Consider the following 12,645-nt stretch of genomic DNA (forward strand, 5'->3'; position numbering starts at 1 on the left):
CTCTTTTATGATGCAATAGCATACAAAAGCTGCTTTTGCATTTTAGGAGATAAAGGAATATTTTGATACAATTCGTAAATATGATGTTCGTTCCGGTGATAACAAATCCAATCCTTGTACGTTCCTTTTAAGAAGATGCGAAAAAACACGATTCGCTTATTCGTGCCGCCTGTTTTTAATTCAATTTTCAAATCATCTGTTTCTAATGTATACTGTACTGTAGAAGAGGAGAGAGCAAGTTTAGTTGTTTTTTTACTTGTTTTAATGAATTCGGCAAGTTCAATGATCTTCATTTTTTTACCTCACTCTATTGTAAATTAGGGGTATCTTATACGTATGATGTGTACAAAGAAAATAGAATCGTTTTTTTTATAGTTTAGAAGAATGATCTTCAGCCCCTTCGTTAAGGGATTTGCATAAAAGGTTGACGTTTTCTTTGAATACAAATAAAATGCATATTAAGAAGTATTTCCCTCATTGTAACTACAGAAAAAGAAGAATTAAGGGGGCTCAATATGTTGACTGACTTAGTCGTAAGTCAAAAAGTAGTCAAGGTAAATGAATTTACTGTTGTAGGAGTGCCTATTCGAACAGATGAACCTGTGGAAGAAACGGGCACAGGTCTTATTCCTGAGCACTGGCAGACTTTTTATAAACAACAGTTAGCTAATAAAATCGCCAATAAAGTAAATGGTAATACATTTGCTCTTTATACAGAATTTGAATATAATCAAAAAATGGATTTTACATTTGCTCTAGGATATGAAGTTTTACCTGGCGGCGAACTCAAAGATGATATGAGAGAGTTCATCATCCCAGAAGGTGAATATATGGTGTTTACAACAGCTGTTGGGCCAGCTAGACAGGTAGTAGTAGAGGCTTGGGCTTATATTCGCGAGTGGGCTAGAAAAAATCATCGTGCCTATAAAATAGACTTTGAATTATATGATGAACGCTGTATTGATCCTGAGTGCAGTCAAGTTGATATTTATGTTTCGATTTAATAGCTAGTTTTGCTAAGTAGTTAAGATGCAGATAAGCGTTTTTTGCTGCGTTCTTACTTTTGACGATAGGAATACAAAAGGGGTTTAGTGAGAGTGATCAGCAACGATTTATTACAAGCTTTAAAAGACGGATATAAACAGAGAATTAAATGGGTACTTATAAGTCAAATGGCACTGTTCATCACCGTAGCAGTCATACTTGTATCAAATTTTGTCACTAAATTTTCGTTTAACCAATTAAGCTTTATTTTTGTTTTGGTTAGTATAAGTTCGCTGTTATCAGGGGTAGAGCACGTATTGTTAAAACGTGAGAAGTGGCAATGGATTTTTGATTTTATTTTAGCTGCTTTTTTTATTGGTTTATCTATTTTTTTACACCGTTAAAGCGCCTGGTTCAGCGCTTTTTTATTTTGAACAGCTCAGCACACAAATTTCGGACCTTTCTAGTATAAACAAAACAAAAATAGGTATTTATGACGAAAATAGTCAGAAAATTTAGTAAAAAAGTCTTGTATCTTGTCTTTATTTCGATTATGATAAGTTTACACCCTTCGTATTCACTTCTTTGGATGTCAGTACCTCTATTTTTACACTACAGAAAAGAGGTGAAGCCATTTCTTCAGTTTTCCTGCTAGCCTGCATATTAACCCTTTTAGCTATTTTATTTAGTAGCAACTACCCTCAAAATTAAAGGAGAGATCCGCGCTTATGTCAAAAGCTCCTGTAAAAAACGATATTGAACTTCAACTATCTGAAACGCACTTTTTTCAACTGCTTGATTTAATTTATTTAGGTAACTGGATGGTCACAGCATGTTCTGGAGTGGAAGATGAGCATGCACAGGAATATACGGATGTAGAAAAACAAATGTTTTCACACGCAGAGCCTTTCCTTGAAAAAGGACCTTTTCACACGCTAAACAGTGAGGTTATGTTTACAGAAGAACATGAAGATTCTCTTCAAGATATTATTGGAGAATACGATAACGAAGTGTTTTGGGAAGCGCTAGCCTATCGCATGGCTAAACGAGATGTGATAGAGCAAATAGGACCCACTAAAGAAATAAAAAATGAAGTTTTTATGCAAATTTTTCATCGAGAAATGGATTATATACGAGAGTTTGAGACAAATGGAATTAAACGAATAACTATACCGCCTTTGCAGTAAAGGAGACAAATCGGCTTTCAACCTTGAAGGCCGATTTGCTGTTAAGCTGAAGCTTTTCTATTCCGCCTGAGAGGCGGGAGAGATCGGTATGTAAAGCTCCGCCATAACCATTCACACGGACCGTAATAGAAATAATAAAGCCACCACTTATTAAGAAAAAGCTGGAGTGTATAGATGATGAGACAAATAACCGTGCTTTCCATTAAGGTAAGAGTTCCGTATAAACCAAAGACTCGAACCATCCACAGGCAAATTAAAGTTTGGCTAAGGTAAGTTGTTAATGCCATTGTTCCACTATACTTAAAAAGACCCAGCATTGAAGCGTAAGGAGAAAATTGCAGGAATAACAGTAAGGTGGTAAGATAAAAAAAACATAGAAAAATGCCGCTCAAACTTGTAAAAAGGTGAATGGCCGCCTGCTGATAGAGTTCGTATCTTAAAATCTCTGTTTTTAGCATGGCCAGAATAATAGTTAAAGTGAAACCTGCTGCGCCTGTTATTGACTGAATTTTCTTGAAAAAAGAACGATTTTGTTCGATATTATGTACCGATCCTTTTTTAGCCGTATATAAGCCAAATAACAACATAGAAAATACGGGAAAGATAGAAAACGGTAGATTTAATAGCATAGGCACCACTTCAACATTCAAACGATAAAACAGCCAAGATAAATAGTCTGCTTGCCTGTATGTGGATAAATATTGGGTTAAGACATGTTCATGTAAAGCTTTATACTCCCACTGAGCCTCCTGCAAGACGTGTGCTGGAGTAAAAAACTGCATACAAGCCAAAAGATAAAAAAAGCATAGCAAGCCTATTGCCCACAGCAAAATCGTCTTAGCTTTTCGATTGTAAAAAAAGAATAATAAAAAACCGCCAATAGCATACACATGCAAAATGTCTCCATACCAGAAAAAGACAAGATGAAAAAGCCCGATTAATAGCAAAGAAGCCATTCTTCTTGCCCATAAAGCAGCGGCAAAGTACTGCTTTTCTTCAGCTCTATGCAAAAAAATTCCGCATCCAAGTCCAAACAAAAAAGAAAAGATGGTAAAAAACTTCCCTTGGACAAATAGCTGCAAGAATAAATCAATATAAGCATCTATTCCTTCATACTTATAAGAAACATTGTACAGCTGGAAAATAAATATCGGAGAAGTAAAAGCCGGTATATTCACTAAAAAAATGCCCAGCAAAGCAATGCCCCGAATAATATCAAGAATAACAAGACGTTCGTTAAGGGGAAGTGGAGAAGGATTCATCGCTGTCGCTCCTTTTGGTTAGATATGTACATCTTAACACGACAGTGGCGAAAAAATAGGTGGAAGTACAAAAAAATAAGCGGAAAGATTCATAGCTTTATGGATGAAAAAGTTGGATAATAATGGTATGGTCACCCATATCAAATATGAAAGGTGGAGAAAAAGATGAAAACAGCACTTGTGTTAGGTGGAACGCGTTTTTTCGGAAAAAATTTAGTTCAGACATTGCTTTCTAAAGGAGTACAGGTTACGTTAGCAACGCGAGGTAAAACACCGGATGATTTCGGCGACCGAGTTGAGCGAATTTTTCTTGATCGTGTAGAAAAAGATTCTGTAATCGAAACAACAAGAGGAAGAAAATGGGATGTTATCTTCGATCAAATATGCTATTCTTCACACGGCGCAGCTGTTGCTGTTGAAGCTTTTCGTCATAGTACGAGTCACTATGTACTTACCTCGACTCTTTCAGTATATGGTTCTTTAGAAAAAACGTGTTATGAAGAAGATTTTGATCCATACAAGTATCCTATTTCATATACACGCCGTGAAAATATTTCCTATCAAGAAGGAAAACGCCAAGCCGAGGCAGTATTCTTTCAAAAAGCACCGTTTTCGGTAACAGCTGTCCGTTTTCCAATTGTTATGGGAAAAGATGATTATACGGACCGCTTGCGTTTTCACATAGAAAAAATTATGCATGGAGAAGAAATTGGTGTACCGGCTATTGAAGCAGAAATGAACTTCATTTCACAGGAAGAAGCAGGTGAATTTTTAGTTTGGTGTGCAGAACAGAAGCTAAAAGGGCCGATTAACGCTTGTTCAAATGGTACCATTTCACTCAAAAATTTATTTTCATATATTGAACAAGCAGCGGATAAAACAGCAAGAACAACCTCTCGTTTAACGGATGAAAATAGTTCTCCGTACGGAGTAGATCATTCTTGGACGATGAGCAATGAAAAAGCTAGCTTTTGGGGATATTCATTTACGAACCTGCAGGACTGGCTGCCTTCATTAATCAAAACTGTCGTTGAAAGCGAAAAGAAAGTACCTTTAAGTTAGAGAACAACAAAGACTGCACGTTTAGCAGTCTTTTTGCTGTTACAAGCAGAACATTTTTATTTTATGAGCAAAAAAGGTACGCTAAGTATACATCATTATATAGAAGAAAGAAGGATACACTATGGCAAAACATCACTTTCATTTGCAAGCAAATTGGCCAGGAGGCCGAAATGAAGTGGGAACAATTGAAGCAGAGCAATTAAAAACAAACATTTCTATTCCACCAGAAATGGACGGGCCAGGAGCCGGGACAAATCCAGATGAAATGCTGCTAGGAGCAGCAGCCACCTGCTACATTATCACGCTTGCAGCGATGCTAGAAAGAAGTGGAATCCATCAGGAGGCTTTAACGATGGAATCAGAAGCTATCGTGGACGTAACGAATGGTGTGTTTACGTACGAAAAAATCATTCATAAACCTCACGTGATCGTCACACCTGAATTTGCGGCCCAAGAAGAGAAAATCAATCGACTTATAAAAAAAGCAGAAACGTCCTGTATGATTTCAAGAGCCATTCAAGGAAATGTAGAGATCGAATTAGAACCTCAGCTCACAGTAAAAGCGTAATGAATCCATTACGCTTTTGTTATGTTTATTTCTAAAAAATAGCACATTTAAGATTGTAAAATACTCAAATTTGAATATAATAATTTAAGTAGCTATCATTTCTGTTCATCAAAAAGATGACGCGAAAGGAGGAACTGAAATGGTTTCATCAGAAAAACATATTCGTTTTATCGTAGCAGGATTGCTGCTCGGTATTTTTATGTCAGCCATGGATAATACCATCGTAGCGACGGCTATGGGGAAAATCATTTCTGATCTAGGCGGATTAGATAAGTTTGTTTGGGTTACGTCCGCTTATATGGTTGCCGTGATGGCAGGTATGCCGATATTTGGTAAACTATCTGATATGTACGGCCGTAAACGGTTTTTTATTTTTGGGTTAACCGTATTCTTACTTGGATCTGCATTGTGTGGTTTAGCACAAAGCATTGTGCAGCTAAGTATTTACCGAGCGATTCAAGGAATTGGAGGAGGAGCGCTTCTTCCGATTGCTTTTACCATCGTATTTGATATTTTCCCTCCTGAAAAACGAGGGAAAATGACGGGATTATTAGGTGCCGTTTTTGGCTCAGCAAGCGTATTTGGTCCACTTCTCGGTGCTTACATTACGGAATACATCAACTGGCACTGGGTGTTTTACGTGAACGTGCCAATTGGACTTTTATCGTTATTTTTTATTATGCGCTTTTATAAAGAGTCAAAAAGTCATAAAAAGCAAAAAATTGACTGGGCTGGTGCAGCCACTCTTGTCATTTCAGTAGTAAGTTTAATGTTTGCTCTTGAACTTGGAGGAAAAGAGTATGAGTGGTCTTCTCCGCAAATTTTATCTCTTTTTGCTATCTTTGCTGTGGCGCTGTCACTCTTCTTTTTTGTGGAAAAGCGCGCGCAAGAGCCGATTATTTCATTTTGGATGTTCAAGCGCCGTTTATTTGCAACATCACAAATTCTCGCTTTCTTATACGGAGCAACGTTTATTATTTTAACGGTATTTATTCCTATTTTCGTTCAAGCTGTCTACGGAGGTTCTGCTACAAATGCAGGTTTAATTTTAACTCCGATGATGTTAGGCTCAGTAGCAGGAAGTGCGATCGGCGGGATTTTTCTCACAAAAACAAGCTTCCGAAACTTGATGATTATGTCCGTTTTTTCATTTGCAGTAGGAATGTTCTTGTTAGGAACAATGGAACCTGATACACCTCGTTGGATGCTCACGGTATTTATGATTTTGACTGGATTTGGCGTAGGGTTTAGCTTTTCTCTTTTACCAACGTCGTCAACTCATAAGCTAGATCCACAGTTTAGAGGTTCTGCCAACTCAACAAACTCATTTGCTCGTTCTTTAGGAATGACGCTGGGAGTTACGATTTTTGGAACGATTCAAAGCAATACATTTACAAATGAGCTGCAGCGCAATTTTCAAGGTATGGGAAATGGATCACAAGGAGCATTTTCTCAAATAGGAGATCCGAGTGCAGTTTTTCAATCAAGTGCCCGAAACAGCATTCCGCCTCAAATATTAGATAAGATTGTTGATGCTATGTCTACATCGATCACGTATGCATTTATGCTTGCTCTTATTCCAATTGCAGTAGCTATTATTACTGTCTTTTTAATGGGAAATGAACGAGTGGAAGTTCCCCCTAAAAAGCGGGTAGAAGCTAAGGAACCGGCAGCTCAAAAATAGAAAAGGCACGAATTTATTCGTGCTTTTTTTACTAAATAAGATGCATGTCAAGAGGTGAAAGGTGTTATGAGTGTTAAATTAGTCATACTGGGCTTATTAATGGAAGGAAATAAGCACCCTTATGAAATTCAGCAAACCATTAATGAAAGACAAATGAAGCACTATATTAAACTTGCAAGCGGTTCTTTATATTACGCTTTTGATACGCTCGAAAAAGATCAGTTGGTGAAAGTAGTCGATGTGATTCGAGAGACGAACAGACCTGAAAAGACCGTTTATTCTATCACGGATGCAGGAAGAGAAGAATTTGAACGCCTTTATTTTGAACAGCTGTTAAAAAAAGAGCATATGCATAGACCTGTTTATGCTGCTCTTTCATTTACTTCTTACGTGGATCAAAAAAAAGTGGCTTCTGCTTTAGAAAAAAAGATTGAGGAAACGGCAGCTTATTTAGAAAAAATGCAAAATTTGTACCAAGTTAAAAAGGTGGATCATTCCATTGCAAATCTGTCGATCATTATGCGCACCATTATGCATTTGAAAGTAGAACTAACTTGGTTCACTCATTTACTCGAAGCGGCGAAAAGCAGCAAGCTTACAGAAGTAGATGATGGTTATTTTAAAGACGTTGAAAAAATCGTAGATGAGTTTTAAAAAAAGAAGCAAAACACTGCTTCTTTTTTTAAATAGTCATAAAATATATTTCAAGCAATTTAATTTTGCCAAAAGCTAGGTCAATAACAATTAATTAACACCTGATTCGACCTTTAATCAGCTTTACTTATAAAACGCTTTCAAAAAGTAGTAAGACTATTAAAAAAGTAAAAAAAATTAAAGAAATATAGCGATTTCATTTTGATTGACGAGTAAAAGAGTGGTAAAATATAAGCAGATATCAGATACACACGCAGTGAGATTTATCACTCGTTGTAAAGATGTCAGACGATAAGGTAATCGACATTCAAAATGGAAAGATTGTTGAGTACGACAATTATTATAACTCGTTGGGGGTTTTATCATGGGTAACGAAACGTCGAATAGAGGGGAGCCTTGGCAAGGATTTTTGGGTCCGAACTACGGCTATGTATTAGAACAGTATGAGTTATATGAAGAGCAGTCAGATCTAGTAGATCCAGACTTAAAAGAATTATTTGATTATTGGGGTGCTCCTCCATTAAACGAAAGTGAGCAGGTTCAGCAAGCTGAATACGCACAGGCTGCACCTTCAGCTAACACATCTAAAATTGCATCGGCTATTAAGCTAGCGGAAAACATCCGTGCTTATGGTCATCTATACGCGTCAATTAAGCCTCTTGAAAGCGAGAAGAAAGATCCTGTCTTGCTTCACTTGGAAGATTACAATTTAACGCAAGAAGATTTAAAATCAATTCCGGTTGATATTTTATGTACGAATGCGCCATCACACGTCAAAAATGGTTTAGACGCAATTAACTATTTAACAGATGTCTACACAAAAACCATTGCGTTTGAATTCCATCACGTACATAACATGGAAGAGAATAAGTGGCTGACTGATATGGTCGAGTCAGGTGCTATTTTCCAACCTCTTTCAAATGAGAAAAGAACTTCTGTATTAAAGCGTTTAACAGAAGTAGAAGGCTTTGAACAATTTTTACATCGTACATTTGTCGGACAAAAACGCTTTTCTATTGAAGGCGTAGATATGTTAATTCCACTTGTAGATGAACTGATTGCACGCTCAGTGGAAACAAGCCCAAAAACGGTTAATATCGGTATGGCTCACCGTGGACGTTTAAATGTATTAGCACACGTATTAGGCAAGCCGTATGAAATGATTTTTGCGGAATTCCAGCATGCGCCTAACAAGGAATTAGTTCCTTCAGAAGGTTCAATCGGTATCAACTACGGCTGGACGGGAGACGTAAAATATCACCTGGGTGCCGACAAACAAATTAAAGCAGAGAACACAGTTCGAGCTCGTTTGACATTGGCTAGTAACCCTAGTCACTTGGAGTTTGTTAATCCGGTTGTGGAAGGGTTTACAAGAGCGGCTCAAGATGAGCGTGATGTGAATGGATACCCGAAACAAGATGTAAAAAAATCGTTCGCGATTTTAATTCACGGAGATGCTGCGTTCCCTGGTGAAGGTATTGTACAAGAAACGCTGAACTTAAATCAATTGACTGGTTATCAAACAGGTGGAACAATCCACATTATTGCTAACAATATGATTGGATTTACAACAGAAAGCGTCGATTCTCGTTCAACAAAATATGCAAGTGACTTAGCAAAAGGGTTTGAAATTCCAATCGTTCACGTAAATGCGGATGATCCGGAAGCCTGTCTAGCTGCTGCTTACTTTGCTTATGAGTATCGCAGACGTTTTAACAAAGATTTCTTGATTGATTTAATTGGATACCGTCGATTTGGCCACAATGAAATGGATGAACCGTCTGTAACGCAGCCGAAGATGTATGAAATTGTGACAAAACGTCCAACCGTTCGTGCTATGTATGCAAAGCAGCTCGAAGAACAAAACGTTATTCAAAGCGGTCAAGCAGATCAAATTAATGAAGAGTTACAAGCGAAGTTAAAAGCAGCTTATGAGAAAGTACCACCAAAAGCTGAAAAACAACATAGAATTATGGAAATGCCACAAGCAGTCTTCAAAGGAATTTCAGATATTGATACATCTGTTACAAAAGAAGAGCTGTTTGAAGTGAATCAAGAGCTAGTGAAATACCCTGAAGGATTTAACGTATTTCCAAAACTTGATCGCATCTTATCTAAACGTGCCAAAGCGTTTGAAGAAAATGAAAGCGTAGATTGGTCATTGGGTGAGGCATTTGCATTTGCTACGATTTTAAGAGACGGCACGCCAATTCGTATTACAGGCCAAGATTCTGAACGTGGTACGTTTGCACATAGACATCTTGTTCTTCATGATCATAAGACAGGGGATGTTTACTCACCACTACACGCAATGAAGAACGTAAGCGCTTCCTTTGATATTCGTAACAGTCCATTATCTGAAGGTTCAGTGCTTGGATTTGAATACGGCTATAATGTATTTGCTCCTGAAACGCTTGTTCTTTGGGAAGCACAATTCGGTGATTTTGCCAATGCAGGTCAAGTTATTATTGACCAGTTTATTGCAGCAGGTCGTGCTAAGTGGGGACAAAAATCTGGAATGGTCTTATTGCTGCCACACGGCCATGAAGGTCAAGGGCCAGAACACTCAAGCGCTCGTCTAGAACGTTATTTACAGCTAGCTGGAGAAAACAACTGGACAATCGCAAACGTAACAAGCGCTGCGCAATATTTCCACTTACTTCGACGACAAGCTGCCATTTTACAGCGCGAAGAAGTGAGACCGCTAGTAGTTATGACACCAAAAAGTTTGCTTCGTAATGCTTTTAGTGTGTCAAACCTTGAAGAGTTTACAAAGGGCTCTTTCCGCTTAGTAGTAGAACAGCCTGGATTAGGCAAAAAAGAAGATGCAGTTGAACGAATCGTTCTGTGCAGCGGAAAAATCAGCAGTGAGTTAACGGAACGCTTAAACAAAGCAGAAGATGATAAAGATTGGCTACACGTTCTTCGTCTAGAACAAATTTATCCGTTCCCAAGACGCGTAATTGCTGAAATCTTTGCTCGCTATAAAAATTTAAAAGAGATTGTCTGGTTACAAGAAGAGCCTGAAAACATGGGCGCATGGAACTATGTAGAAGATCGACTGCGTGAAGTAGCACCAGAAGGAGCTACTGTTGACTACATCGGCCGCACAAGACGCTCAAGTCCAGCTGAAGGAGATCCAACAGTTCACAGACAAGAACAAGAACGTATTTTACAAGATGCATTAACTAAAAATGAAATTGCTAACGACGTTGTTACACGATAAGGAAGGGGAATGAACCATGGGAGAGATTAAAGTACCGGAATTAGCAGAATCAATTTCTGAAGGAACAGTTGCACAGTGGCTAAAACAAGTAGGAGATTTCGTTGAAAAAGGCGATTATATCGTTGAACTTGAAACAGATAAAGTTAACGTTGAAATTACAGCTGAAGACTCTGGTGTGCTAACAGAACTTCTTGCTGGCGAAGGCGACACAGTGCAAGTTGGTGAAACAATTGCACGTCTTGAAGCGAAAGAAGGAGCTTCAGCACCAGCAGCACCAAAAGCTGAAGAAAAACCAGCAGAAGAAGCACCAAAACAAGAAGCTGCTCCAGCTCAGCAAAAAACAGTTGAAGAAGTAGCGCCAGCAGCTGAAGCGCCTCAACAAGGAAATCAAAAACAATGGCTGATTGCTTCTCCTGCAGCTCGCAAAGCAGCAAGAGAACGTGGAATCAAGCTAGATCAAGTACCAACTACTGATCCTCTTGGCCGTGTGCGTAAACATGATATTGATTCATATGCAGATCAAAAATCAAATGAGCAAAAACAGCAGGCACAAGCAAGTAAGCCAGCTAACCCGGTATCTCCGTCTCCAGCGGCAAGTGAAAATAGCGACAAACCTGTTGAACGCGAACGTATGTCACGTCGTCGTCAAACAATTGCCAAACGTCTTGTTGAAGTTCAGCAAACAGCGGCTATGTTGACAACGTTTAACGAAGTAGACATGACGGCTGTTATGGCTCTTCGCAAACGACGCAAAGACAAATTCTTTGAACAGCACGACGTAAGACTTGGCTTTATGTCATTCTTCACAAAAGCAGTAGTAGCAGCACTTAAAAAATACCCATTATTAAATGCTGAAATTCAAGGCAACGAGTTATTAATTAAAAAATTCTATGATATTGGTATTGCTGTGTCAGCTCCAGACGGTCTTGTTGTTCCAGTTGTACGTGATGCTGACCGTAAAACATTCGCTGGTATCGAAGGATCTATCGTTGATTTAGCGAAAAAAGCGCGCGACAACAAATTAGCATTAAAAGATTTACAAGGTGGAACGTTCACAATTACAAACGGCGGTGTATTCGGTTCATTAATGTCTACACCAATTTTAAACGGGCCTCAAGTTGGTATTTTAGGAATGCACAAAGTTCAGCTTCGTCCGGTAGCAATTGATGAAGAGCGTATCGAAAATCGTCCGATGATGTACATTGCACTTTCTTATGATCACCGTATCGTTGACGGCAAAGAAGCCGTAAGCTTCCTAGCTACTGTTAAAGAACTATTAGAAGATCCAGAATCTTTATTACTAGAAGGTTAATAAAAAGAACCTGCTATTCTCCGAGAGAATAGCAGGTTCTTTTATGTTCGCTTAATGCCTGCAACATAAGCAGGACCCAAAAAAGTCATGCTAGCGAGTGTCAGAGCCATTTCTCTAGGTGACTGCTTCATATCTTGTTCTAGCCAGTGCTGAATGACGCCAAGATGGGCTGACGTTACATAAGACATTAAATGTTCAAGTGGAACAAGCGGAGGCGTTTTACTATCCATGAGCCCTAATTTTTCCAGTATATTGGTTTTCATAACTTCTTTAATTTTAAGATGAAAGCCAGGGTTGCCTTTTGGACCAAGCATAACCTGCATAAAACGCGCATTCTCTTGAATATATTCAAAAAGCGCAATAATAAACGGCAAAGGCTGTTCTTTCAAATTAGCAGATACAATCTCATTTGGATTTGCTTTTTTGATAAATTCTTTTATCTCTTGAATGACTTCATTTTCACTTTTTTCAAGCAAATCGTATTTGTCTTGGTAGTGTAAATAAAAAGTTCCTCGATTAATATCGGCTTTTTTCGTCAGATCTCTGACCGTTACGCCTTCAAATCCTTTCTCTTCCATTAATTCTGTTAAAGCATCTCGGATAAATTTCTTCGTTCGAATAATTCTACGATCTGTTTTTGAATTCCCCACAGTTTTTAAACACCTACTTTTTTCTTTAATAATGAACAGTTATGTGTTTTGTGTTA

Annotated in this window: 12 protein-coding genes; 9 read left to right on the plus strand and 3 right to left on the minus strand. The window is 38.2% G+C overall.

The genetic code is table 11. The annotated features are described in order from the left end of the window. Positions 1-5: 5 nt before the first annotated feature. On the minus strand, positions 6-293 hold the full coding sequence (locus tag ACRPLY_RS13405) for a hypothetical protein (RefSeq protein ID WP_028412858.1): 288 nt from the start codon (positions 291-293) through the stop codon (positions 6-8). 222 nt (positions 294-515) lie between these two features. Here ACRPLY_RS13405 and ACRPLY_RS13410 point away from each other — a divergent pair, with 222 nt between their 5' ends. The 3 genes from ACRPLY_RS13410 to ACRPLY_RS13420 all read left to right on the plus strand — a co-directional run bounded on the left by ACRPLY_RS13410 (position 516) and on the right by ACRPLY_RS13420 (position 2,171). Continuing rightward, complete coding sequence (locus ACRPLY_RS13410) at positions 516-1,004, plus strand: GyrI-like domain-containing protein (RefSeq protein WP_325077524.1); 489 nt, start codon at positions 516-518, stop codon at positions 1,002-1,004. Between the two features lie 93 nt (positions 1,005-1,097). Continuing rightward, the gene (locus ACRPLY_RS13415; protein ID WP_013057601.1) at positions 1,098-1,388 is read left to right on the plus strand and encodes a hypothetical protein; all 291 of its coding nucleotides are present in this window, start codon (positions 1,098-1,100) and stop codon (positions 1,386-1,388) included. Between the two features lie 324 nt (positions 1,389-1,712). Then, positions 1,713-2,171, plus strand: coding sequence for a hypothetical protein (locus ACRPLY_RS13420; RefSeq protein ID WP_033579407.1), 459 nt, complete (start codon positions 1,713-1,715; stop codon positions 2,169-2,171). A gap of 41 nt (positions 2,172-2,212) precedes the next feature. Here the strand turns inward: ACRPLY_RS13420 and ACRPLY_RS13425 are convergent, their stop codons facing one another. Beyond that, positions 2,213-3,433, minus strand: coding sequence for a DUF418 domain-containing protein (locus ACRPLY_RS13425; protein WP_325077523.1), 1,221 nt, complete (start codon positions 3,431-3,433; stop codon positions 2,213-2,215). A 165-nt stretch (positions 3,434-3,598) separates the two neighbouring features. Between ACRPLY_RS13425 and ACRPLY_RS13430 the strand changes: the two genes are divergently transcribed. The 6 genes from ACRPLY_RS13430 to odhB all read left to right on the plus strand — a co-directional run bounded on the left by ACRPLY_RS13430 (position 3,599) and on the right by odhB (position 11,939). Next, positions 3,599-4,495 carry an NAD-dependent epimerase/dehydratase family protein gene (locus ACRPLY_RS13430; RefSeq protein WP_028412863.1) on the plus strand — a complete coding sequence of 299 codons (897 nt, stop codon included), beginning with the start codon at positions 3,599-3,601 and terminating at the stop codon, positions 4,493-4,495. 121 nt (positions 4,496-4,616) lie between these two features. After that, positions 4,617-5,063, plus strand: a complete 447-nt coding sequence (locus tag ACRPLY_RS13435; RefSeq protein WP_325077522.1) for an OsmC family protein — start codon at positions 4,617-4,619, stop codon at positions 5,061-5,063. Positions 5,064-5,202: 139 nt separating this feature from the next. Next, positions 5,203-6,747, plus strand: a complete 1,545-nt coding sequence (locus tag ACRPLY_RS13440) for an MDR family MFS transporter (RefSeq protein ID WP_325077521.1) — start codon at positions 5,203-5,205, stop codon at positions 6,745-6,747. Positions 6,748-6,813: 66 nt separating this feature from the next. After that, positions 6,814-7,401 (plus strand): PadR family transcriptional regulator, encoded by a 588-nt coding sequence (locus tag ACRPLY_RS13445; RefSeq protein ID WP_028412866.1) that lies wholly within the window; start codon positions 6,814-6,816, stop codon positions 7,399-7,401. Positions 7,402-7,765: 364 nt separating this feature from the next. Next, entirely contained in the window at positions 7,766-10,627 is a 2,862-nt protein-coding gene (sucA, locus tag ACRPLY_RS13450) for a 2-oxoglutarate dehydrogenase E1 component (protein ID WP_033579402.1), read from the plus strand. A 16-nt stretch (positions 10,628-10,643) separates the two neighbouring features. Then, on the plus strand, positions 10,644-11,939 hold the full coding sequence (gene odhB / locus ACRPLY_RS13455) for a 2-oxoglutarate dehydrogenase complex dihydrolipoyllysine-residue succinyltransferase (RefSeq protein ID WP_014459542.1): 1,296 nt from the start codon (positions 10,644-10,646) through the stop codon (positions 11,937-11,939). A 41-nt stretch (positions 11,940-11,980) separates the two neighbouring features. Here the strand turns inward: odhB and ACRPLY_RS13460 are convergent, their stop codons facing one another. Next, the gene (locus tag ACRPLY_RS13460) at positions 11,981-12,589 is read right to left on the minus strand and encodes a TetR/AcrR family transcriptional regulator (RefSeq protein ID WP_325077520.1); all 609 of its coding nucleotides are present in this window, start codon (positions 12,587-12,589) and stop codon (positions 11,981-11,983) included. Positions 12,590-12,645 lie beyond the last annotated feature (56 nt).

This window comes from Priestia sp. TGN 0903, assembly GCF_050846855.1.
Lineage (GTDB): Bacteria > Bacillota > Bacilli > Bacillales > Bacillaceae_H > Priestia > Priestia zanthoxyli.

Bases quoted from the DNA above. Each gene is read 5' to 3' on its own strand.
- ACRPLY_RS13405 (WP_028412858.1), bottom strand. From the start codon at position 293: ATGAAGATCATTGAACTTGCCGAATTCATTAAAACAAGTAAAAAAACA.
- ACRPLY_RS13445 (WP_028412866.1), top strand. From the start codon at position 6,814: ATGAGTGTTAAATTAGTCATACTGGGCTTATTAATGGAAGGAAATAAG.
- ACRPLY_RS13440 (WP_325077521.1), top strand. From the start codon at position 5,203: ATGGTTTCATCAGAAAAACATATTCGTTTTATCGTAGCAGGATTGCTG.
- sucA (WP_033579402.1), top strand. From the start codon at position 7,766: ATGGGTAACGAAACGTCGAATAGAGGGGAGCCTTGGCAAGGATTTTTG.
- ACRPLY_RS13410 (WP_325077524.1), top strand. From the start codon at position 516: ATGTTGACTGACTTAGTCGTAAGTCAAAAAGTAGTCAAGGTAAATGAA.
- odhB (WP_014459542.1), top strand. From the start codon at position 10,644: ATGGGAGAGATTAAAGTACCGGAATTAGCAGAATCAATTTCTGAAGGA.
- ACRPLY_RS13430 (WP_028412863.1), top strand. From the start codon at position 3,599: ATGAAAACAGCACTTGTGTTAGGTGGAACGCGTTTTTTCGGAAAAAAT.
- ACRPLY_RS13420 (WP_033579407.1), top strand. From the start codon at position 1,713: ATGTCAAAAGCTCCTGTAAAAAACGATATTGAACTTCAACTATCTGAA.
- ACRPLY_RS13425 (WP_325077523.1), bottom strand. From the start codon at position 3,433: ATGAATCCTTCTCCACTTCCCCTTAACGAACGTCTTGTTATTCTTGAT.
- ACRPLY_RS13435 (WP_325077522.1), top strand. From the start codon at position 4,617: ATGGCAAAACATCACTTTCATTTGCAAGCAAATTGGCCAGGAGGCCGA.